Annotated in this window: 16 protein-coding genes; 14 read left to right on the top strand and 2 right to left on the bottom strand. The window is 66.9% G+C overall.

What is annotated here, in order from left to right; all coding sequences use genetic code 11:
• The first annotated feature begins 421 nt into the window (after positions 1–421).
• From C7411_RS35920 to bcsR, 10 genes are all read left to right on the top strand, one after another.
• The gene (locus C7411_RS35920) at positions 422–1,549 is read left to right on the top strand and encodes a pyridoxal-phosphate-dependent aminotransferase family protein (protein WP_110388907.1); all 1,128 of its coding nucleotides are present in this window, start codon (positions 422–424) and stop codon (positions 1,547–1,549) included.
• 471 nt (positions 1,550–2,020) lie between these two features.
• Entirely contained in the window at positions 2,021–4,426 is a 2,406-nt protein-coding gene (gene bcsB / locus C7411_RS35915; protein ID WP_110388906.1) for a cellulose biosynthesis cyclic di-GMP-binding regulatory protein BcsB, read from the top strand.
• 2 nt (positions 4,427–4,428) lie between these two features.
• A complete protein-coding gene (bcsZ, locus tag C7411_RS35910; RefSeq protein ID WP_243413470.1) occupies positions 4,429–5,781 on the top strand; it encodes a cellulose synthase complex periplasmic endoglucanase BcsZ in 1,353 nt (450 codons plus the stop codon).
• The gene (locus tag C7411_RS35905) at positions 5,763–9,875 is read left to right on the top strand and encodes a cellulose synthase subunit BcsC-related outer membrane protein (RefSeq protein WP_243413469.1); all 4,113 of its coding nucleotides are present in this window, start codon (positions 5,763–5,765) and stop codon (positions 9,873–9,875) included. The genes bcsZ and C7411_RS35905 overlap by 19 nt, the downstream gene beginning before the upstream one ends.
• Before the next feature lie 81 nt (positions 9,876–9,956).
• Positions 9,957–11,810 (top strand): cellulose biosynthesis protein BcsE, encoded by a 1,854-nt coding sequence (bcsE, locus tag C7411_RS35900; protein WP_110388905.1) that lies wholly within the window; start codon positions 9,957–9,959, stop codon positions 11,808–11,810.
• A 9-nt stretch (positions 11,811–11,819) separates the two neighbouring features.
• Positions 11,820–12,023, top strand: coding sequence for a hypothetical protein (locus C7411_RS35895; protein ID WP_110388904.1), 204 nt, complete (start codon positions 11,820–11,822; stop codon positions 12,021–12,023).
• Entirely contained in the window at positions 12,020–12,862 is an 843-nt protein-coding gene (gene bcsQ / locus C7411_RS35890; protein WP_110388903.1) for a cellulose biosynthesis protein BcsQ, read from the top strand. The genes C7411_RS35895 and bcsQ overlap by 4 nt, the downstream gene beginning before the upstream one ends.
• Complete coding sequence (gene bcsA / locus C7411_RS35885) at positions 12,859–15,453, top strand: UDP-forming cellulose synthase catalytic subunit (protein WP_110388902.1); 2,595 nt, start codon at positions 12,859–12,861, stop codon at positions 15,451–15,453. The genes bcsQ and bcsA overlap by 4 nt, the downstream gene beginning before the upstream one ends.
• Before the next feature lie 49 nt (positions 15,454–15,502).
• Positions 15,503–17,089, top strand: coding sequence for a cellulose biosynthesis protein BcsG (gene bcsG, locus C7411_RS35880; protein WP_110388901.1), 1,587 nt, complete (start codon positions 15,503–15,505; stop codon positions 17,087–17,089).
• A complete protein-coding gene (gene bcsR, locus C7411_RS35875; protein ID WP_110388900.1) occupies positions 17,089–17,298 on the top strand; it encodes a BcsR/BcsP family cellulose biosynthesis protein in 210 nt (69 codons plus the stop codon). The genes bcsG and bcsR overlap by 1 nt, the downstream gene beginning before the upstream one ends.
• Before the next feature lie 161 nt (positions 17,299–17,459).
• Here bcsR and C7411_RS35870 read toward each other — a convergent pair whose 3' ends face one another.
• Both C7411_RS35870 and C7411_RS35865 read right to left on the bottom strand, forming a co-directional pair.
• Positions 17,460–17,708: a hypothetical protein gene (locus C7411_RS35870; protein ID WP_110388899.1), complete on the bottom strand. Its 249-nt coding sequence runs from the start codon at positions 17,706–17,708 to the stop codon at positions 17,460–17,462.
• Positions 17,656–18,552 carry a hypothetical protein gene (locus C7411_RS35865; protein ID WP_243413468.1) on the bottom strand — a complete coding sequence of 299 codons (897 nt, stop codon included), beginning with the start codon at positions 18,550–18,552 and terminating at the stop codon, positions 17,656–17,658. The genes C7411_RS35870 and C7411_RS35865 overlap by 53 nt, the downstream gene beginning before the upstream one ends.
• Positions 18,553–18,631: 79 nt before the next feature.
• On the opposite strand from C7411_RS35865, the gene C7411_RS37745 reads away from it, so the two are divergent.
• The 4 genes from C7411_RS37745 to rpoD all read left to right on the top strand — a co-directional run bounded on the left by C7411_RS37745 (position 18,632) and on the right by rpoD (position 22,774).
• Entirely contained in the window at positions 18,632–18,973 is a 342-nt protein-coding gene (locus tag C7411_RS37745) for a helix-turn-helix domain-containing protein (protein ID WP_165822970.1), read from the top strand.
• Positions 18,974–19,232: 259 nt separating this feature from the next.
• Positions 19,233–19,670 (top strand): GFA family protein, encoded by a 438-nt coding sequence (locus tag C7411_RS35855; RefSeq protein ID WP_110388897.1) that lies wholly within the window; start codon positions 19,233–19,235, stop codon positions 19,668–19,670.
• A gap of 120 nt (positions 19,671–19,790) precedes the next feature.
• Positions 19,791–20,381 (top strand): class I SAM-dependent methyltransferase, encoded by a 591-nt coding sequence (locus tag C7411_RS35850; RefSeq protein WP_110388896.1) that lies wholly within the window; start codon positions 19,791–19,793, stop codon positions 20,379–20,381.
• Positions 20,382–20,794: 413 nt separating this feature from the next.
• A complete protein-coding gene (gene rpoD / locus C7411_RS35845) occupies positions 20,795–22,774 on the top strand; it encodes an RNA polymerase sigma factor RpoD (protein ID WP_110388895.1) in 1,980 nt (659 codons plus the stop codon).
• The last annotated feature ends 473 nt before the right edge of the window (positions 22,775–23,247 follow it).

Below are 23,247 nucleotides of genomic sequence, written 5' to 3'. Positions count from 1 at the left end.
TGCCGCCCATAGCTCGTTACTGATTTTTCGTCTGGCCATGCCCCCAGGATATGGCCTTCATGGCTTCATGTCCAGGTTGTGTTAGCCACTCTAAGACGCCCCCGCCTCCATCGACAGGACGGCTTCAAACGAACACCTTGCGCAGCCGAGTGGGTTGAGCGCGAAGAGACGGCTTCGGCGCCCTGATCCGCAGCCGCCCGCGCGCAAGTGAGCGCGACTCCGGTTCTTCCGCATCGCACCATTGCCATGCGCCATCAGGAGCTTCGCGGTTGCGCAAGATCGCACGGAAAAATAGGCACCAGCCGGCGGACGGCTTTCGTTAGAATCTATTTTCGTCGCGGCAAAAAACCCATATGCACGGGTGCAGCAGGATCGAAAGCGCAAATGCTGCTCACCTGTTCATCCTTTATCGGAGGCGAGCGTGCCAGGTTTACTTCCCAATGTCGACCGCGAGGGACTCCTCGAATATTCAGTGGTTTACACCGACCGCTCGATCAATCACATGTCGCAGCGCTTTCAAGGCGTCATGCGAGATATCTCCCGCTCCCTGAAAAAAGTCTACAACGCGAATTCGGTCGTGGTCGTCCCGGGCAGCGGGACTTTCGGCATGGAAGCCGTTGCCCGGCAGTTCGCGACAAACAGGAAGTGCCTCGTCATTCGCAATGGCTGGTTCAGTTTCCGCTGGTCGCAGATTTTCGACATGGGCAGCATTCCTGCCGAATCGATCGTCTTGAAGGCGCGTCCGGTCGAACACGGCAGACAGGCCGCCTATGCACCGCCCCCGATCGACGAAGTCGTCGCGGCGATCAAGGAAAACAAGCCTGATCTGGTCTTTGCGCCACATGTCGAAACCGCATCCGGAATGATGCTGCCCGATGCGTATCTGCGCGCGGTGGCCGACGCCGTGCATGCCGCGGGCGGCATGTTCGTACTCGACTGCATCGCCTCCGGCACGGTCTGGGTCGACATGGAGGCCAGCGGCGTCGATATCCTGATCAGCGCACCGCAAAAGGGGTGGAGCGCCTCGCCTTGTTGCGCGCTCGTCATGCTCGGCCCGCTCGCCCGCGAACGAATCGACGCAACGACGAGCACCAGCTTCGCCTGCGATCTGCGCAAATGGCTGCAGATCATGCAAGCCTACGAGAACGGCGGATTCGCTTACCACGCAACCATGCCCACGGACAGTCTCGCGACGCTGCGCGACGTGATCAAGGAAACCGAGGCATACGGCTTCGACAAGGTCATGGCGGAGCAGCTCGAACTCGGCAGGCGCATTCGCTCGCTGCTCGTCAGCAAGGGTTTCCGAAGCGTGGCCGCCGAAGGTTTCGAGGCGCCGGGCGTCGTAGTCAGCTATTCGGACGACGACGGCATACGATCCGGCAAGAAGTTCGCCGACGCCGGCCTGCAGATCGCAGCAGGCGTTCCCCTGCAATGCGACGAGCCTGAGGACTTCAATACCTTCCGCATCGGATTGTTCGGCCTCGAAAAGCTGCATGACATCGAAGGCACGGTGTCCCGCTTCGCGAAGGCATTGGACCGCATTCTTTAGCCAGCTTTTCCTCGAAGCGCGCAATGCGCTTCGAGATTACCTCGCCCGCTCGCAGGACTGCAAAAGCGCGAGATCGTTGCGTGCTCAATCGATTCCCTATCCTTATTAATTGAAGGAACGGGAAGGCTGGTTTTCGTTGCGCTATCTCCGGCGCCCGCGTTGCGCAAGCGCAACGCGGGCGCGCTTTGTTGCGCGCGCAGGAATTGCCGGGCGCTCCGAGCCGCCGGCCCAACCCGCGCGGCCCACTGTCAAACGGCTCGCCAGGCCGCGCCAGCCCGTCTTCTGCGCGCTTTACGCAACGGGCATAAACACGTGCATGCATAGCGCGCGACACTGGGCTCTCCGCTACACTCCACGACAGATTGACGCTGTTTCGAGATAACGCCTGGCGGCACTACGCCGCCAATATCCATGGCCGCTGTCTTTGCAGGATAAAGAAAGCCACTGCGAAGAAAACAAAGGGCTGTTGCGATGCGACTCTCCGTTCAAGTAGGGCTGGGCGCGCTCGTTGCCGGATTGCTGCTGGGGGCGAGCCTTTTCGCGGTGGACAAGTCGGCTGTCGCCGCAACGCAGACGACCAGGGCGGCCGCGCCGGGAGCAGGCGATGTATCCGGCCCGGCGCCCGTTGCGGCCTCTGCTCCGGCCACGGCTTCCGCCGCCGTCACGGGGCCCGTTGTCATCCAGACGGCCCCCGGCGCCGTCATTCCCGAGCCTGCTGCGTCGACGCCGCTCGGGCAGCCGCGCACGCGCACGTTCACGCTGCGCCAGATGGGTGCGTACGGGCCGATCGCGCTGCGCGGGCTCGATCCCACCGCCAGCATGAACGTCGACGTGCGCACCGACGAAGTGGTGACCGGCGCGAAGCTCAAGCTCGTCTACACCTACTCGCCCTCGCTGATCTGGTCGCTTTCGCATCTCAGGGTGTTTGTGAACGGTGAAGTCGTCGCGACGATTCCGCTCGTGAAGGAGACGGCCGGACAGCTCGTCGCGAGCGAGATCGATCTCGACCCGCGCCTTTTCACCGACTACAACCGCATCACCGTGCAGATGATCGCTCACTACACGCTCGATCACTGCGAGGATGCCTATCATTCGAGCCTCTGGGCCGACGTGAGTCCCGAGACGTCGCTCACGCTCAACACGGCGGCCATTGTCCTGCCCGACAGCGTCGGCCTCCTGCCCGTGCCGTTCTTCGACCGCCACGACAACCGGCTCGTGCGCGTGCCCTTCGTACTCGCCGCCAACGCTGGCGTGCCCGTGCTGCGTTCGGCGGGCATCGTCGCATCGTGGCTCGGTGCGCTCGCGAGCTATCGCGGCTCGCGCTTCCCGGTCACGCGCACGGTGCCGCCCGACGCCAACGCCGTCGCGCTCGTGCTGCCGGGCCAGGTCCCCGAGGGGCTGAACCTGCCGGAGATCAAAGGCCCCGCAGTCTCGGTCATGGCGAACCCGGCCGCCGATGCGCAGTCGGGCCGCAAGCTCCTCGTGCTCGCGGGCCGCACGCCCGAGGAACTCCTGAACGCCGCCTACGCGGTTGCGCTCGGGCAGGCCGGCATGGCCGGCAGCAGCGTGATGGTGAAATCGGTCGATCCCGGACCGGCACGCAAGCCCTACGACGCGCCGAACTGGGTGCCCATCGACCGCCCCGTACTGTTCCGCGAACTGGTGACGGACCCGCAGCAGCTCCAGGTGTCGGGCTACAACCCGCCCGCGATCCGCGTGAATCTGCGCGTGCCCGCCGACCTCTATGCGTGGGCGCGGGGCAACGTGCCGCTCGACATCCGCTATCGCTACACGGCGCCTTCCGCGTGGAACGACTCGGTGCTCAACGTGAGCATCAACGACCAGCTCGTGCGCTCGCAGCGTCTGCGGCCCGTCACGCGCGCCTCCGACGAAGCGCGCATCAACGTGCCGCTGCTCTCGGGCTCCGACACGCGCGCCGCAACGAGTCTGGAGATCCCCGCGTTCCGCGTGGGCAGCGACAACCAGTTCCAGTTCCAGTTTCATATCGATTCGCAAAAGACGGGGCTGTGCGCCACCACCGCCAATGATGTCGCGCGCGCGGCTGTCGATCCCGACTCGCTCATCGACTTCAGCGGCTTCGCGCACTACACGGCGCTGCCCAATCTCGCCTTCTTCGCGAACAGCGGTTTTCCGTTCACGCGCATGGCCGACCTTTCGGACACGGCCCTCGTGATTCCGGACGAACCCGACACGAAGGACCAGGAAGCAGTGCTCACGCTGCTCGGCCACATGGGCCAGTGGACCGGCCTGCCGTCGCTGCGACTGACGATCGTGCCCGCAAGCCAGGTGGATACCGTGCGCGAGCGCGACCTGCTCGTGATCGGCTCGGGTTCTGGCGCGCAACTGCTCGAGAAGTGGGGCAAGGATCTGCCGCTTCTCATCGAGCGCGGCAGGACCGCGGTGACCACGCGCGACCAGCGCAGCGGCTGGCCCGGCTGGCTTGGCGGCACCGAGGACGAGGACCCGACACCGTCGGGCCGCTCGATCGTCACGCTCGGCGGACCGATGGCGGCGCTGATCGGCTTCGAGTCTCCGCTGAAGTCGGGCAGAAGCGTGGTGGCGCTCGCCACCACCTCGTCGGCGCAGCTCGGCGACGTGCTCGATGCGCTGCAGGACGGCGGCAAGGTCTCGCAGATGCACGGCGACCTCACGCTCGTGCGCTACGGCCAGGTCGAGAGCCTGCGCGTGGGCGCGCGCTATTTCGTCGGCGATCTGCCGTGGTATGCGCGCGCCTGGGTGTTTATCTCGCGCTACCCGGCGCTGATGGCGCTCGCGGGCATCCTGGCCGGCCTGATCGTTGCGCTCACCGTGTTCTGGGCGCTCGGCCGCATGGCTTCCCGCCGCTCCGGGACCTGACGATGCGCCCGGGCCCGGCTACGCTCGCGCCCGCTTTGGCGCCACGGCCTGCGCCCGGGCTCATGCGCTGGCTCGCGGCGCTCGCGCTCGCCTGCGCGCCGCACGTGCCGTCCGTGCCGCTCGCAGCACTGGCCCTGCTGATGCCGGCTGCGGCAACGCACGCGGCTGCGCCAGCGGCAAATGCCGGCGCCACACAATCCGCCAGCCCGGCGGCGGGCTGCGCCTGGCCCGCATGGAACGCGTTTCGCAGCACGCTGCTGAGCGCCGACGGCCGCGTGATCGACGCAAGCACGCCGCGCCAGGTGACCGTTTCCGAAGGACAGTCCTACGCACTCTTTTTCGCGCTGGTCGCGAACGACCGGGCGAGCTTCGACAAGGTCCTCACGTGGACCGAAAACAACCTCGCGCAAGGCGACCTCGCCTCGCATCTGCCCGCATGGATCTGGGGGCGGCGCGACATCGGCGATGACGGCAAGCCGGTTGCGGCGTCAACAGCGTCTGGCACGCCAGCCGCCTCGCATGCCGGCGAGGCGCAGTGGGGCGTGATCGACAGCAACCCCGCCAGCGACGCCGACCTCTGGATCGCCTACACGCTGCTCGAAGCCGGACGTCTCTGGAACGAGCGCCGCTACACCGCGCTCGGCACGGTGATGGCCCGCAACATCGTGCGCGAGGAAACCGCCGTGCTGCCGGGTCTTGGCCGCACGGTGCTGCCGGGCCCCGTGGGCTTTACGATCGGCAAGGACGGCTGGCGCCTGAACCCGAGCTACGTGCCGCTGCAGGTCATGCGGCGCTTCATGCTCGCGCTGCCGCAGGCGGGCGAATGGAAGGCGCTGCTCGCCTCGTCGGCGAGACTCGTGAACGAGACCGCGCCCAAGGGCTACTCGCCCGACTGGGTGGAATATCACGCGAAAGGCGGCTTCGCCCCCGACGCGCAAACGCACGCCGAAGGCGCCTACAACGCGATCCGCGTGTACCTGTGGGCCGGCATGCTCGCGGGCGACGACCCGCTGCGCGCCAGCACGCTCGCCACCTTCAAGCCGCTCGCCGACTTCGTCGGCGCGCATGGCTTTGCGCCCGAGCGCGTCGACACGACCACGGGCACACCGGGACCGAACGAGGGCAACGGCGGCTTTTCCGCCGCAGTCGCGCCGTATCTGGCGACGCTCGGCCGCAGCGATCTCGCAAACGCCCAGGCCGGGCGCAGCCGCACGCTCGCGCAGAAGTCGCCGCCTGGCTACTACAGCAGCGTGCTGATGCTGTTCGGGCTCGGCTACCTCGACGGGCTCTACCATTTCGACGCGCAAGGCCGCGTTGCCCCAGCATGGACGAGCGCATGCCCCACGCCGCGCTGAACGCTCTCGCGTCTGCCCGCCGCGCCGCCCATGTGCGCCGCACGCGCCGTGAGGCGCGTGCGGCAGCGCGCGCATTGCGAGGCGAGGCGGTTTCAGCCATGCCGCAACGCTTGTTGCCGAACATCGCACCGCCTTTCGTACCGAAATTCGCCCCCAAACTCGCGCCAATCGTCGCGCTGCTCTTCACGGCCTCGCCGTATCCGGCCTCGGCGCAGGCAGGCCCGCAACCCGCGGCCAACGCCGCCACGCCCGCCGCCCAGGCCGCGCAGCTGCTCTCGGCCGCGCGCATGTGGGAAGGCAAGAATCGTCCGGATATCGCACGCGGGCTCGTGCAAAAAGCGCTGCTGTTCGACCCGCAGCAGCCCGAGGCGCTCGCATTGCTCGGCGAAATCGAGCTGCGCTCGAATCGCCCGGCCGAGGCCGCGAAAATCCTCGCGCAGCTCAAGAAAATCGCGCCGAATGCGAACGCAACGAAAGCGCTCGACGACGCCTACCGCGTCGCCACGAGCGGCAAGATGGAGATGGCGCAGATCCGCCTGCTCTCGGCCGCCGGCAAGAGCGAGGAAGCCTCGGCGCGCCTGCTCAAGCTCTTTCCGAACGGCGCGCCCGCGGGCGAGCTGGCGGGTGACTACTACCGCATCCTGGCCGGCACGACCGCGGGCCGCGCGCAGGCGATCGGCGAATTGCGCACGCGCGTGAAGCAGGATCCGAACGATCCCCGCCTCGCGCTGATCCTCGGCGACCTGCTCACGGACCGCGCCGACACGCGCATGGAAGGCCTCAACCTCATCTACCACGTGTACCAGCGGCAGGACAGCAACCGTGCGTTCGCGCTCGAACTGTGGCGGCGCGCGCTCGCGAGCGCCGGGCACGACGATCCCGCCTATTACGTGTGGTATCTGCGCTATCTGCAGGAGGTGCCCGACGACTCCGACGCGAAGCAGACTGTCGCCGATCTCGGCAAGAAGCTTGGCGCGAAGGGCGAGGCGCAGGCGCAAGCCCTGGCGCAGAACCCGTCGGCCGTCATTAGCGCGCCCCCGGCCACGGCCGCAGGCAACGCACGAGCGTCCAGCCAGGCGCGGGCGCGCCCCTCCGGGCCCGGCGCCGCCGATCGCGCGCGCGGCCTTGCGCAACTCGATCGTGGCGATCTCAAGGATGCCGAAACCTCGCTGCAAAGCGCGCAGCGCGCGAACCCCAACGACGGCGAAACCATCGGCGCGCTCGGCCTCGTGCGGCTGCGCGAAGGCCGCCACGACGAGGCGCGCGAACTGTTCGCACGCGCCCTCGAGCTCGACCCCGATAATGCCGGCAAGTGGCGCAGCCTCGAAAAGACGGCCACCATCTGGGGCACCATTGCGAAGGCGCGCGAGGCGAATTCGCAAGGCAAGCCCGAAGAAGCCGAAACGCTCGCGCGCGAGGCGCTCAAGCTCGACCCTGGCAACCCAACCGCCAGCGATATCCTCGGCAGCGCGCTCATCGCGCAGAAGAAGTGGCCCGAAGCCGAAGCCGTGCTGCGTCCGCTCGTGAACGCGCCTAAGCCCGACATGGACGCGCTGCGCGGTCTCGTGAGCGTGTTGCGCGAGACGGGCCGCGCAAGCGAGATCGAGCCGCTCATCGCGGCCACGGCGCCGCGCGTGAGCGGTTCCGGCGCCGCGCAAAAGCAGCTGCGCGCCGAGCTGCTCTCGATCCAGGCGGACCAGCTGCTCGCAGACAACCGCAAGAGCCCGGCTATCGCGAAGCTCGAAGAAGCCGTGCGCCTCACGCCCGACGATGCCTGGACGCGCTTCCGGCTCGCGCGCCAATACCGCGATCTGGGCCTGCCCGCGCTGGGCCGCCAGGTCATGGAAGACGGCCTGAAGGTCTCGCAGGCGCCCGACATGCGCTACGCCACGGCGCTCTATCTGAATTCCGTGGACGATGTCGATGCGGCGGCCGCGCAACTCGACGCCGTGCCCGCAGCCGGGCGCAGCGAAGGCATGCGCGAGCTGATGGGCAATCTCGCCGCGCAGAAGAAGATCGCGCAGGCCCGTCAGCTCATCGCTCAGGGCAAGGAAGACGAGGCGCGCGCGCTGCTCGATTCCGCCGCCGCCGACGCGAACGCGGCCAACGACCCGCAGATGCTCGCCACGGTCGGGCGCGAGTGGATCGCGACAGGCGAGCCGGACCGGGGCCTGAAGCTCGTGCAGGACTGGCTCGCGGCGCACCCCGACGACCCGGCGGCGAACGGCGCGCGCGTGCGCTACGGCGAGTTGCTGGCGGCGGCCAACCGCGACGACGCGTGGGCGAACTGGATCGACGCAACGCGCGACCAGCCCGGCCTCACCGACGACCAGAAGGCCAACCTCGACGATCAGGAGCTACGCCTCGTCGCGCGCGAAACCGGTCGCCAGATCGAGGCGGGCGACCTGACGGGCGCGCGCCATACGCTCGACGCCGTGCCCGACCGCCTCAAGACGACGAAGCGCTGGTTGCTCGAAGACGTCGATCTGCGCGAAGCAAAGGGCGACTACAGGGGCGCGATGGCCTCCGCGCAAAAGGTACTCGTGACGCAACCGGACGACGCCGACGCACGCCTCGCCGTTGCGCGTATGCTGGAGCGCATGGGCCGAGACCGGGAGGCCGCCGACATGGTGCGCGCAGTGCTGGCCGACACCGCGGAGAACGACATCGACACGCGCCTTGCCGTGGCGCGGCGCTTCACCGCGCTCGGGCTGAACGACGAGGCTTCCGCCGTGGTCGATCCGTTGCGCGAGCAGTATCCTGACAACCCGGACGTCACGATCCAGGCGGGGCGCGTGGCCCAGGCGCGCGGCAACTACAACGAAGCCGCGAGCCTCTATCGCGCCTCGCGCACGCAGGAAGTGGCGCAAGGCACGCAGCCCGACGCCGACGGCACGACGTCGGCAGGCCGCGCGCTGCAAAGCCTGGAAGACCGCAAGCAGGGGCAGGTCGCGACCGGCTGGTATCAGTCGAACCTTTCGGGCGACCCCGGCATTTCCGAGCTGCACGCGACCGAAGTCCCGCTATACGTTCGCATTCCTGATGGCTATACGGGCCACTATTTCTTCCATGCCGACACGGTCTATCTGAATGCGGGCACGCTGCCCGGCAACGACCTCGGCATCGCGTACCAGTACGGCAAGATCGCCGCGCTCGGCAACGCCGGGCTCGGCCCCGTCAACGAGACCGCGACGGGCGTCGCGCTCGCGGCGGGTTACGAGTTCAGCGGTGCGAACAATAGCTGGCGCGCCGATATCGGCAGCACGCCCGCAGGCTTTCCGATCACGAGCGTGCTGGGCGGCATTCAGTACCGGCACGACTTCCAGGGCGGTTCGTCGCTCTCGCTCGACGTCTCGCGCCGGCCTGTGACCGCCAGCCTGGTTTCGTATGCGGGCGGCATCGATCCGGTCACTGGCGAGAAGTGGGGCGGCGTGGTGCGCAACGGCTTCACCGTGCGCGGCGCGCAGGACTTCGGGCCCGGCACGATCTTCACCAGTGTGGGTTTCGGCCTGCTGACCGGCACCAACGTGGAGACCAACCAGGAGTTCAAGATTCGCAGCGGCTACGACTGGTCGGTGTTCAGGCGGCCCGACCAGATCGTGTCGAGCGGCCTCACGCTCAATTACTGGAAGTACTCGAAGAACGAACACAACTACACGTTCGGTAACGGCGGCTACTACAGCCCGCAAAGCTATTTTTCGGTCAGCATTCCGCTCGACTGGACCGGACGCTACAAGAAGCTTTCCTGGGAGATCGACGGATCGGTGGGCATGTCGTTCACGAACGAGAACCAGTCGCCGTTCTACCCCACGCGCCCAGGCCTGCAGGCCCAGGCGCTCGCGTTCATGAACGCCAACGACCTCGGCTCGCCGTTCTTTGGCGGCGGCTCGGGCGGCGGCTTCAGCTATGCGGTCGAAGCGGCGGCCGAGTATCGCGTGACGCCTCACTTCGTGGTGGGCGGGCGCTTCCGGCTCGACCGTTCGCGCGACTATGCGCCGAACGTAGGCGTGCTTTACATGCGCTACTTCTTCTCGCCGCAAAAGGGCCCGGTGCCGTTCCCGCCGCGGCCGGTCGTCCCTTATTCGGCTTACTGACGTGGCCACTGAACGAGCGCACATGATGAAGACGACACCCGCGACGATGCAATCCGCGAGACGAGCAAGACGAGCGATGAGATGAACGATCCCGCCACCCTTCCCGCTGCACCCGCCGGCGCCGGGCGCGATACGCGCCGCTCGCTGTTCTCGCGGCTCGCGCGCCACGAGCCGCTCGCGATCGACGGCCTGCCGGCCTCGCTCGCCTCGCTCGGCGCGGGCCGGGTGCACGTGGTCTACGCGAGCGCCTCCCCCGCGCGCGACGCGCTCTTCTGGCAAACCGCCGCCGCCGCGCTCACGGGTCCCGCCACCGTCCTTTCCACGCGCGACGGCGCGAGCCTCGCGGCTGCGCTGCGCGAGCATGGCGTCGATCTCGACAGGAGCGGTTCGACGCATGCGTGGGCAAACGTATGCGCGCTGCGCCCGCTCCCCGAACGCGACGGCGCGCAGGTGCTGATCGAAGCGCTCAACGCGCTGGCCGAGCAGTGCGCCGCGCCCGAAAGCCAGTTCTTCATCGAAGGGGCGGAGGCGTTCTTCAACTGGCAGGACTCCACCGTGCTCGCAGCTCAGGGTGCGCAGCTCGCGGGCTGGTGCGCGCAGCATCGTTACGGCGTGCTGATGGTGGCGGCGCCGCCCGGCCTCGGCGACGATCGGGAGCATCCCGAGCTGGACGCCTTCCAGGCGCGCTTCGCGGGCGCCGCGCAATTGCACCAGGTGCAGGGGCAGTATCACTGGGAAGTCGCGTTCTGGCGCACGGCCGCTGCCGTGCACGGCAGCCAGAGCGTGCCGCTGCGCTTTTCCGCCGCCGACCACCGGCTCACGGTTTCCGGCGGCACCTTCGAAACCGAGATCGGCGAGGCGGGCCTGCTCGCGCCCGACGAAGGCCGCGTGATCGTTTCGCGCGACGCGATGCTGCACGAGCGCGTACTGCCGCCGGCCTGGCAGATCGTCGATAACAACGAGGCCGCAGTGGCCGCTGCACGCACCTCGGTCGCGGCCACGGTAATTCTCGATTTCAGCGTGAACCGCGACCTCGAAACGCTCGCGGAGCAGGTGCATACGCTGCGCCTGCAGTGCGGCGAAGCGCTCAAGATCATCGTGCGCGAGGACGCCGTGGCCATGCGCTACGAGTCGCTCATGCTCAACCTCGGCGCGAACCGCGTGATCGCGAGGCAGACGCCGCTCGCCCAGGTCGAGGCCATCGTCGACAGTCTGCAGGGCCAGGTGTATTCGCGGCCCATGCCCGCCGACTACCGTGCGGCGCTCGCCGCCGTGGTGCATGGCGAGGAAAGCGGCTACGTGGGCGCGGCGCACTTCGTCGAACTCGTAGGCGCGGCAGTGGAGCGCAGCCGCGTGATCCAGCTGCCGAGCGTGCTGATCCGCCTCGCGCTGATGCCGGAAGTCGCGCACGTGGATGCGCTCAAGGCGTGCCATCTGCGCCGCGCGGGCGACATCGTGACGGCGAGCGGCGACAGCCTCTACGTGTTCTTCTTCGCGTGCCGCATGAGCGACGCCGACGCCGTGTGCCAGCGCGTGTTCCAGCGGCCGCTCGCGGAGTTGTTCCAGGGTGAGGAGCGCTACGGCGACGGCCGCGCGATCACCGAGGCGCTGGCCGGGCTCAGCGAGGAAATCGACACCGCGCCGCCGCCCGACTATTCGGGCTGGCTCGCGATCAACGAGGGGCAGCCCGCCGCGATCGCGGCCGTCCCGGTGCAGGCCAACGGCCAGACCGCGCCGCCGGTGGCGGCTGCCGCAATCGCGCCGGACGCAGCCATGGCGGCCACGACCGAAAGCGCGGCGCCGGAACCCGCAGTGCCGGTCAACCTCGCTCCCATAAACGGCGACCTGTTGCCCGCGCTCGACGCCGCCGCGCGCACCGACCACGCGAAACCGCGCGCCGCGCCGCAGCGCGCGCCGCTGCCGCTCAAAGCATAGGAGCGCGACATGAACCTCTTCCTCGGTTACTTCGTCTGGGGCTTGATACTCGCCGTGCCGCTCTACTGGATCGGCTGGCGCCTGCGTCTTACGCGCTTCTTGCCCATGTGGCTGCGCCCCGCACGCTCGCGCCCGCTGCAGCTCCCGCCGCAGGTCGACGCCCTGCTGATTCGCGGCCAGCGCCGCTTTAGCCAGACGGGGCCGCGCCGATGAAAACCATCGCCATCGTCTCCAGCGTGGGCGGTGCGGGCCGCACCACCCTCACCGCCGCGCTCGCCGGCTTGCTGGCGGCGCGCGAACATGTTGCGCTCGCCGCGGAATGCGACCCGCGCAACGTGCTGGCGCTACATTTCGGGCTGCGCGAGAGTGCGCGCGAAGGGCTCGTCACGCATCTGGCAGGCGGCCCCGGCGCCAACGACGCCTGGTCGCGCGCCGCGCTGCAAAGCGACGACGGCGTGCTCGTGCTGCCGTGGGGCAGCCTCGCTGACGGCAATGCATCCGGCGACCCGCGCGACGACGGCGACGACGATGCCAGCGCCCTGCTCGACGCGCGCCCCGGCTGGCTGCGCGAACTGCTCGCGCGCGTGGACCTGCCGGCGCATACGATCGCACTCGTCGATGCCAGCACGTGGCCCTCGGCGCACGCGCGCCAGGCAATCGAGGCCGCCGACCTCGTGCTCGGCGTCCTCACGCCCTGCGCCACAGCGTGCGCGACGCTGCCGCGCCTGATCGCCGCGCTCGTGCGCGCACACAAGCGCAGCGTGTTCGTCGCCAATGCGGTCGTGCCGGCGCGCCAGCTGCATAACGACGTCGTTTCACTGCTGCGCGCGCGCCTCGGCGCCGCCATGCTCCCGTATCTCGTGCATGCGGACACCGGCGTGCCCGCCGCGCTCGCCGCCGGCGAGAACTTCTGCCTGAGCGCGCCCAGCTCGCAGGCCGCGCACGACCTTCACGGCATCGCCTCGTGGCTCTCGTACTGGAGCACGGGCGCGAGCCTCGACGCACCCGAGGAACTGCTCGCGCAACACGTTGCGCGCGGGAGCGCGCCATGATCCGCGAGCGCATCGTCGCCGTGTGGACGGCGTTCTGGGCCTCACTGCGCCGCTTGAGCGCGCCCGGGCTCAATCTCGCGCCCGACGCGCCGCTTGCCCAATGGCTGCTGCGCGCCTTCTTCCGGCCGCCGCGCGAAGGCCAGCGCGACGTGCCCGCACTCGCCTTCGCGCGGCTCGGCAAGGACATCGGCCAGCGGCTGAACATGGGCCGCGACCGCAGCGTCGGCGCGTGGCTCCTGCGCATCTTCCTGCGCCCGCGGCGCGCGCGTCAGCGTCTCGCCGCCGATCTGCGCAAGCTCCACAAGGCGCCGCAGCGGCACCATCGCTTCGCGCTGCGCGCATGGCTCGACAGGCGGCTCGAACCCGTCTATCGCCGCGCCTCGCGCGCGCGCGCCGCAGTCGGCGCGCGCCTGCCCGGCGTGCCGTGGGAAGGCATCGAGCAGCAGCTCGAAAAGCTTTCGGCGGCGCTCGACAGCGTGCCCTTTCTGCGCCAGTGCCTCCTGTGGCTCGCGTTCGTCGCAGCCATCGCCGTGTGCACGACGCCGCTGCCGTTCGCAGGCCAGGTGCTGCTGTTCCTGCTCGTGTACGTCGTGGTGATGATCGCGCGCCGCCTGCCGGGGCGCCTCGCCACCATGCTCATGGTGATGCTTTCGATCCTCATGACGGGCCGCTACGTCTGGTGGCGCAGCACGCAAACGCTGCATCTTTCGAGCCCCGCCGAGGCCATCGTCGGCTACATCCTCTACGCGGCCGAGCTTTACACGTGGATCGTGCTGATCTTCGGCTACGTGCAGACCGCCTGGCCGCTGCGCCGCAAGCCGCAGCCGCTGCCCGACGACCCCGCCGACTGGCCGACCGTCGACCTCTACATTCCGACCTACAACGAGCCGCTTTCGGTGGTGCGGCCAACCGTGTTCGCGGCAAGCTCGATCGACTGGCCGCGCGACAAGCTGCGCGTCTACATCCTCGACGACGGCACGCGCGACGAATTCCGCCGCTTCGCCGAGGAAGCAGGCGTGGGCTATATCGTGCGCACCGAGCACACCCATGCGAAGGCCGGCAACATCAATCACGCGATGCCGCTCACGCAGGGCGAGTACATCGCGATTTTCGACTGCGACCACATTCCCACGCGCTCCTTCCTGCAAACGACCGTGGGCGTCTTTCTCGCCGATAAAAAATGCGCGATGGTGCAAACGCCGCACCACTTCTTCTCGCCCGATCCGTTCGAGCGCAACTTCGACACGTTCCACCGCGTGCCCAACGAAGGCAGCCTCTTCTACGGGCTGATCCAGGACGGCAACGACTTCTGGGACGCCACGTTTTTCTGCGGCTCGTGCGCGGTCATCAAGCGCTCGGCGCTCGAGCACATTGGCGGCATCGCGACCGAGACCGTGACCGAAGACGCCCACACCTCGCTGCGGCTGCATCGCCACGGCTATACGTCGGCCTATCTGCGCACCGTGCAGGCAGCGGGCCTCGCCACCGATAGCCTCGCCGACCACATCGGCCAGCGCATCCGCTGGGCACGCGGCATGACGCAAATCTTCCGCGTCGACAATCCGTGGATCGGCAAGGGGCTCTCGTTCTTCCAGCGCATGTGCTACAGCAACGCCATGCTGCACTTCTTCTACGGCTTCCCGCGGCTCATCTTTCTCGTGATGCCGGGCGCGTACCTGTATTTCGGACTGCACGTGATCAACACGCCCGCGCCCGTGATCCTCGCCTACGTGGTGCCGTATCTCGTGATTGCCGCGATTGCCAACTCGCGCATCCAGGGACGCTACCGGCACTCGTTCTGGGCCGAAGCCTATGAGTCCGTGCTCGCGTGGTACATCGTGCTGCCCACCACCATGGCGCTCATCAATCCGAAGCTCGGCAAGTTCAACGTGACCTCGAAGGGCGGCCATATCGAGCACGAGTATCTCGACTGGACGATTTCGAAGCCCTATCTCGTGCTGCTCGCGATCAACGTGTGCTCCGTGCTCGCCGGCATCGGCCGCCTCACGATCTGGCGGTCCGAGGAGCCCGCCACCGTGTTCATGAACCTCTTCTGGGCCGGCGTGAATCTCACCATTCTCGGGCTCGCGCTCGGCGTGGCCAAGGAGGCGAAGCAGGTGCGCGTGGCGCACCGCATTCCGCTGCGCGTGCCCGCCATGCTCACGCTGCCCGACGGCCGCACGCTCGCCTGCAAGACCGAGAACTATTCGATGGGCGGCCTCGGCCTCATGCTGCCCGCCGACGCCGTAGCGAAGCTCGAGCCCGGCGAGCGCATCAACGTGACGCTCGCACGCGGCGTGCTGGAGCACGACTTCCCCGCCGTGGTCGCGCGGCTCGCCGACCGGCGCCTCGGCGTGCGCTTTACCAGCATGACAATGGAAACGGAGCGCAAGCTCGTGGAATGCACGTTCGGCCGCGCCGATGCCTGGCTCGAGTGGGAGGACGTGCCGCCCTCCGTCGCGCCGCTGCACGGCCTCATGCAGTTGATCGAGCTGAGCTGGCAAGGCTACCTGCGCCTCATCGACGCGTTCTTCGATGCGCTGGAAACCTTCTTCACGCGACGCCGGGCCGGCCAGGTCCGCCAGCCCTGATCACCGCAACTGCCATATCAAGCCGCTACCCCCTGGAACGCGAAACACTATGGGTCTCTGGAATCTCTACTTCCTCGCCAAGCTGTATCTCTACTCGATCGGCACGCTCAAGCCCGAGTGGTGGATGAACTTCGCCTTCGTCATTCTGCTGCTCGTGCCGCTGCACCTCAGGTGGCTGCGTATCGCACGCAATGTGCTCGCCGTGGTCGTGGGCATCGCCATTGCGTACCACGAGTCGAGCATGCCCGACATCGGCCGGGCGATCTCGCAGATCCCCGTGCTCCTCACCTTCACGCCCTCGTACATGTTCGAGCTCACGCGGCGCGTGATTTCGCTTTCGATGGTCGTGTCGGCGGTGATCGCCGTGCTGCTCTACTTCCTCGTCAACCGCTGGGTGCGCGTGACGACGCTCGTGCTGATCGCGCTCGTCGTCATGCCGGTCTGGCAGGGCGTGGGGACGTTCGTGGCGAACGCCACCGCCAACGCGTCGCTCGCCAGCAACGGCGACGAGGACAGCGGCACGGGCAAGAAGCGCGACGAGCAGTCGGGCAGCTACGACCAGCAGCTCGCGGCGTTCCGCGCCAACGAGGAAGGCCGGCACGTAAGCTTCACGCCGCTCACCACCGATGCGAACGCGCAGTTCGACATCATCGTGGTGCACATCTGCTCGCTCTCGTGGGACGACATGGATCTCGTGAAGATGCGCAACAACCCGCTCTTCTCGCGCTTCGACTACATCTTCCAGAACTTCAGTTCCGCCGCGAGCTATAGCGGCCCCGCCGCGATCCGCGTGCTGCGCGCGAGCTGCGGGCAGGAGCCGCACAAGGCCCTCTACGACCCCGCGCCGCCCGAGTGCCACCTGTTCGCGCAGCTCGCACAGGCAGGCTATACGCCGCAGGCGCTGCTCAACCACAACGGCCGCTTCGACAATTTCCGCAGCACGGTGACCAGTGAAATCGGCGTGCCGGGCGTGACGATTCCTTCGAACGACGGCCTGCCGGAAGCGATGAAAGAGTTCGACGGCTCCCCGCTGGTCGGCGACTACGACGTGCTCGCGCGCTGGTACAAGCAGCGCATTGCGGCGGGCGGCGGACCGGTCGCGCTCTACTACAACACGGTCTCGATGCACGACGGCAACCGCCTGCCGCCTCCAAACACCAATCTCACGAGCCTGCAGTCGTACCCGATCCGCCTGCAGAATCTGCTCGGCGACGTCGACAGGCTGATCAATCTCGTCGCGCAATCGGGTCGGCGCGCCGTCATCGTGTTCGTGCCCGAGCACGGCGCGGCGCTGCGCGGTGAAGAGAACCAGATTGCCGGCATGCGCGAGATCCCCACGCCGAACATCATCCACGTGCCCGTGGGCGTGAAGGTGGTGGGTCTGCCGGCCGGCAGCGAGCACACCGGCGGCGTGACGACGATCGACACGCCTACGAGCTATCTCGCGCTCGCGCAGCTGCTGTCGAATCTCGTGGCGCACAGCCCGTTCGCCACCGGCGCGCCGCCGCTCGCGCAGTATGCGAACAACCTGCCGCAAACGCGCATGGTCGGCGAAAACGAAGGCACGGTGACAATGACGACGCCAACCGGCTATGTGATCCATACGCCCGACGGCGTGTGGGTGGAGGGCAAATAATGGCGAGGCGCCCGTGGGGGGCAGGCCGGCGTTCGCGCAGTGGTCCCGCGCTGCCAAGCGATATCGACGCGCTCGCGCGTCTCGTCGAGGGCGTGGACCGCGACCGCTATCTGGACGTTCAAGCCGAGGACGCCTGGCAAGCGGCCGCAAAGCGCTGGCCACTCGTGGCAGCCCTGCTGGAGCTGCCGGTGGAGGGGGAAAAGGGCTGAGTGAGCACGCGAACCCGGCCCGGCGGCGCGCTCAGGCTGACGAGCGCCTCAACGAGCGCCTCGCCGTGCACCGACGCGGCCTGCAGTGCCTCGTCGATATAGGCCAGCGTAGCGGGACCCGTGCCGGAGCGTGCCGCTTCGCGGGTCATCGCGCCAGTTCCTCAGTGATCCTGATCTTCCTTCAACTTGCGCACCTGGACTGCAGTCGCCGAATCGAACAACGCTTCGGCACGCGCCAGTTCGTCGAGCGCGTGGTCGAGCCGCGATTGCGCGACGCCATAGGCGAGCGGCGCGGCGACGTGGTCGCGGGCCTCGGCGCGCAGGGCGCGAAATGCCCGGTCGACGTTGCGGCTCGCCTCAAAAAAGCGTTGCGCGGCCTCGGCCTCTTGTGAACGGATGTGAATCGCCATGGAAGAGTTCCATTGTGAGCTGCGTCCAGTCGCCCGCCCGGGAGACGTGGTGCGTTCTTGCGCCGCCAGGCCGTGAAGACGCCGTATGCTCGGCAGGCGGCACGTCAAAGAGATCGCGCGTGACGCCGCGCGCCTGCTGCGCGCAGGCCTCGCTGCGCACGCGTTTGGTGAGATCTGCGTAGGTGTCGAAGTCGCCCATGCGCGACGCCTCGTGAATTGCCGCGAGGTCGCGCGCCTTGACGAGCGTGGGCTGCGTGAGCCGCACGAAGTACGGCGCCTCCAGCTCCGCCGTGAACACGAGCGGATGGCTTTTGCCGCCCGCCTGGGCGGCGCGCTCGACGCAATCCACCACTACCGTACCCGGCGAGCGGCCTGGCGGCTTCGCCGTGCTGACGCTGCGCAGCCTTTCCGGAACCACGCGCAGCGAGCTGCCGATGCTCAGTTCGGTTGGCGAGACGCACACGAGCGCGTAGTGATGCTCGCGCGCAGCGCCCGAGGGCAGCGTAGCGCTGCTCGTGACGAACACATGCTGCGGAAGCTGGCGCACCTGGCCGCTCGCATCGACCCACGCATTCCAGACGACCGCGCCGGCACGTTTGCCGCGCTTGTCTTGCATGGTGCGCGGGCGGCTCGCCGCCGGCGAGAACAGGGCAAGAAGCGAGCCCGTGCGCAGCGCGGCGACCTGGGCGCTGTTGCCGAGCGACTGGCCGATGCCCCACAGGAACCGCCCGCCGCCCTGCCGACGCTCCCACTCCTTGCGCAGGATCAGTGTGGGGAGATCCATGCCGGCCTCTGGCCCGATGCGGGACCAGCAAAACGTGGGCGGTAGGTGTTTTAGTGCCATCGACTTCCTCGGAATGCAGCCGCCCGCCGATTTTGGCGAGCAATTCAATAACCGTTACTGTATAGGTATAATGCATGACATGGAAGCCCCAGATACCTATTTTCCAGTGCAGGAACTGCTGCGGCGGTTATCGGACGATTCACGCTCTGCCAGCGAAATTGCGCGGCTTTCCGGGGTTAGCCAGCCTACTGTCTCGCGTCTTCGCACGTCGAACGGGCGGCGGGTACGCCGGAGTGCGTCATTCAACAAGCTATGCAGTTTCTATGGTGTGAAGGCGCCACCGTCCAGCCGGTACGCGGCCGCCTACAACGAACTGCTGCGCAATGCGATCGTCGAGGCGTGGGACGGCTCGGAAGAGCACGGCCGCGCGCTGCTCGTCGTCATCAAGGGATTGAAGGAGTTGAGGGAGCGGGGCGCGTAGATTCGCCTCGGTGGGTTTAGGCGGTGCATCGTGCACGAGGACGCGAAAGGTAACCATCTATGGGAAATTCGCTGTGCATTTCGGGGCTATAGGGGCGCCGCGAACCGTACGGAGGCCACGACTGTCCGTCCAATCCCCATATTTGGTGACCTTTGCGTTTTCCTGCGCCGCGAGTGGCTCAAACGTATGATGTGAGGGCACACACGGCAGCCGCCCGTGCGCAACGTTCGACACTTGCCGCGAGAGCACCGCGTCCATCATGTCCGCCGATACTGCTCCCACCCGCACGAATGCTCCCGCCACGCTGCGCGGCCAGTGCCTTTGTGGCGCCGTGCGCTACGCGGTCGCCAATGCATTCCGCTACGCCTTCAATTGCCACTGCTCGCAGTGCCGCCGCGCTACGGGATCCGCGTTCAAGCCGTTTGCGGGCATCGAAAGCGAGGCCCTGCGACTCACAGAAGGCGAAGGGCAGACGCTGGTCTACGGCGATCCGCAGGCCGCCCACGACATCCATTGCGGCCGCTGCGGCTCGCTGCTCTATTCGGTCGTGCGCGAAGGAGCGTATGTTCACGTGACGCTCGGCACGCTGACCGATCCACCGGACATCCGGCCCGCCGGCCATATCTTCGTGCGCTCGAAAGCGCCGTGGTTCGAGATCGCCGACTCGCTGCCCCAATACGACGAATTCCCGCCCTGACGCTGCGTACGGCGAGCGCCTTGCCACAGGCGAGCGTGGCAGCGGCCATAGCCTGCCGTCGCGTGGATCGGCTAGTCTCGAAGCGTCCTTTCCTCTTGTCACACGAACAGAGAGCCCCATATGGACTCCATGACGATCGAGACGTACACGAGTGGCGCCGCAGGCTACGCCGCGGAATGGGCGAACCAGCCAGCGCCCGACGACCTCTATGCGCGTCTCATTGAGTATTTCCGGCCTCAAGGAAGGACGGTGGACATCGGCTGCGGTTCGGGCCGCGACGTAGCGTGGCTGAATGCCCATGGTTATCCCACGACGGGCTACGACGCGTCGGAGGGTCTGATCGCCAGGGCCGCCGTAGAACATCCGCAGTACGCCTTCAGTCTCGCCACGTTGCCTGAACTGAAGGGTGTGCCCGCCGCGAGCTTTGACAACGTCCTCTGCGAGACCGTGATCATGCATTTGCCCGTCGCGCAGATCGGCGCGGCCTGCCGCCGCCTCGTGGAACTGCTCAAACCCGGTGGCGCGCTTTATCTGAGCTGGCGCGTGACCCATGGCGACAGCGCGCGCGACGCAGCGGGACGTCTATATAGTGCCTTCGATCCGGCGCTCGTCACCGGCGCACTCGAGGGCACGAGCATCGTGCTCGACGAGGCGACAGTCAACCGCTCCTCCGGCAAACGCGTTCAGCGGATTGTCGCGATTCGTGCGTGAGCGCCGCCACGCATGGCGAGCAGACAACGGGGATTTGGCGGGGAAATAACAGCGAGCCATATACCAGGCAAGCGACAAATACGTGAACTTTTCGCTTGAAAAATGGTCTAAGGGACTCATGTAGGAATTATGTAAGGTGGAGCGCTATCGAGCGATATGACCCTGAAAGCGGGCAATGTGCCGCAAACACGACGATTCAGGTTGCCTCGCATGCCGTAACGCACTACCATACGCGGTCTTTCTGCATTGCACGAAAATCCAGGCTGCCACGTCTTCAGACGTTTGGCGCTCGCTTGGCGGGACCGGCATGCGCCCCCGCCCACTCCCCTGCAATTTCGTCATCGCCAGGACGCCACGCCGCTGGCGCGTGACCCTTTTTGCCCTTGTCGGGCTATCCCTTCGAGGAGAATGTATTGACAAGCCATGACCGGGACGACGCGCTGACCTCGTCTGCCCGCCCCGCACGCCGCTCGTCCAAAGACAAGACCGGCGATACGACGCCCATGGACGCAGGCTCGCAACTCGAAAAACGCCAGCATCAAATGCGGGCGCTCATCAAGCTCGGCCGCGAACGCGGTTATCTGACCCACGCGGACATCAACGACCATCTGCCCGACAACTTCGCGCAGACGGCCGCGCTGGAAACGATCGTCGCCACGTTCAACGACATGGGCGTGCAGGTGTACGAGCAGGCGCCCGACGCCGACACGCTGCTCCTGAACGAAGATTCCCGTGCCGACCAGCAGGCCGACGACGAAGCCGACGAAGAAGTCGAAGTCGCGCTCTCGACCGTCGACTCCGAATTCGGCCGCACGACCGACCCCGTGCGCATGTACATGCGCGAAATGGGCTCGAGCGAGCTGCTTACGCGCGCCGGCGAAATCGAAGTGGCGAAGCGCATCGAAGACGGCCTCCAGGAAATGATCCAGGCGATCGCGGCATGTCCGTCGATCGTCGCGACCATCCTCGCCGACGCCGACCGCGTCGCGGCTGACGAGATGCGCATCGACGAACTCGTCGACGGCATCGGCAGCGACGAAGCCGCGCAGGAACCGGCCTCGGCCGACGCAGACGCGGACGAAGAAGTCGAAGCGCAGGCATCGGACGATGAAGACTCGGACGACTCGGGCGACGACGAAGACAGCGACGGCGACAACAGCAAGGCGAACGAAGCCCTGCTCGCGCAGCTGAAGGCAGACAGCCTCGCGATCTTCGCGCGCGTTCGCACGCTGTTCGAACAGATGGCCTGCACGACGGACGCCAATGCGCGCGCTACGGCCTCGGAAATGAAGATCTGCGCCGACATCCAGACGGAACTCGCGCCGATCCGCTTCACGGCCCGCACGATCGACCGCCTGTGCTCGCTGCTGCACGATCAGGTCGCACAGATTCGCGCGATCGAGCGCAATGTGCTCTCCATCGTCGTCGATCGCTGTGGCATGCCGCGCGAAGCCTTCGTCGAGCAGTTCCCGGGCCACGAGACCGATCTGGACTGGGGCGTGCGCGCTGCAGCCGCGTCGAGCAAGTACGGTCCCGCGATCGAGCGCAGCCTGCCGGCTATCCAGGCAGAGCAGCGCAAGCTTGCCGAGATCGAAGCGGCCGCATCGCTGTCGCTGCAGCAGATCAAGGCAATCAATCGCCGCATGACCGTCGCCGAATCGAAGATGCGTCAGGCGAAGGGCGAGATGGTCAAGGCCAACCTGCGTCTCGTGATCTCGATCGCGAAAAAGTACGTGAACCGCGGCATGCAGTTCCTCGACCTGATCCAGGAAGGCAACATCGGCCTGATGAAGGCGGTGGACAAGTTCGAATATCGCCGCGGCTGGAAGTTCTCGACGTACGCAACGTGGTGGGTGCGTCAGGCCGTGACGCGTGCGCTCGCCGACCAGGCGCGCACGATCCGCGTGCCGGTGCACATGATCGAGACGATCAACAAGCTCAACCGCATTTCGCGCGAGATCCTCCAGCAAACGGGCATGGAAGCGCATCCGGCGGACCTCGCCGCGCGTATGGGCATGACCGAGGAGAAGGTGCGTGGCATCCTCAAGATCGCCAAGCAACCGGTCTCGCTCGAAAGCCCGGTGGGCGACGACGGCGACGCGACGCTCGGCGACATGATCGAGGACGCCGGTTCGGCCTCGCCGGCTGATGCCGCGATCCACGCGAACATGCGCGCAGCCATCGACGAGGCGCTCAAGGCGCTCTCGCCGCGCGAAGCGAAGGTGCTGCGCATGCGCTACGGCATCGACACGACTTCGGACCACACGCTCGAAGAAGTGGGCAAGCAGTTCGACGTGACGCGCGAGCGTATCCGCCAGATCGAGAGCAAGGCAATGCGCAAGCTGATGCACCCGAGCCGCGCGGACAAGCTGCGGCCGTTCCTGGAGCGCTAAGCGGTTTTATTGCTGCGCTTTGGTAGTGAAATGAAATGAAAAAGCCCGTCACGTATGTGACGGGCTTTTTGTTTTGGGATTCGGGAAAGGCAAGGTGACCGGAAGTATTAGCGTGGATGCGCCGACTCTCTTTCACACGGTGGTTTCCATCGAGCGCATTAGCAACATGGTCGTCTACGGGAGCAACGCGGCTGCGGTAGCGGCAGTGCGTTGCTTGCGCAAGCCGGAAATTGGTTTAAAGCGATTGGACATGTAAAGCCGGAGGGAACTAGCGGCGATTACCGGACAGGCACACATCTCTTTTGCGCAACAAGCCGATTTGCGCGAAGGGCAAGATTCGCCAGGGAAACCAGCGTTGCGGTTTTGCTCGTAGCCTGCGCCCAAACGCCAGAACCCCGGTTCTCTTCAGGAGAGACCGGGGTTCTGGACGGTACAGCATAGGGAGCCTGACGATTACCTACTTTCACACGGGC

The sequence above is a fragment of the Paraburkholderia silvatlantica genome, assembly GCF_003096715.1.
Taxonomy (GTDB): Bacteria; Pseudomonadota; Gammaproteobacteria; order Burkholderiales; family Burkholderiaceae; genus Paraburkholderia; species Paraburkholderia silvatlantica.
The sequence above is the reverse complement of the archived record's forward strand: the minus strand, read 5'-3'. Positions and strand labels throughout refer to the sequence as shown.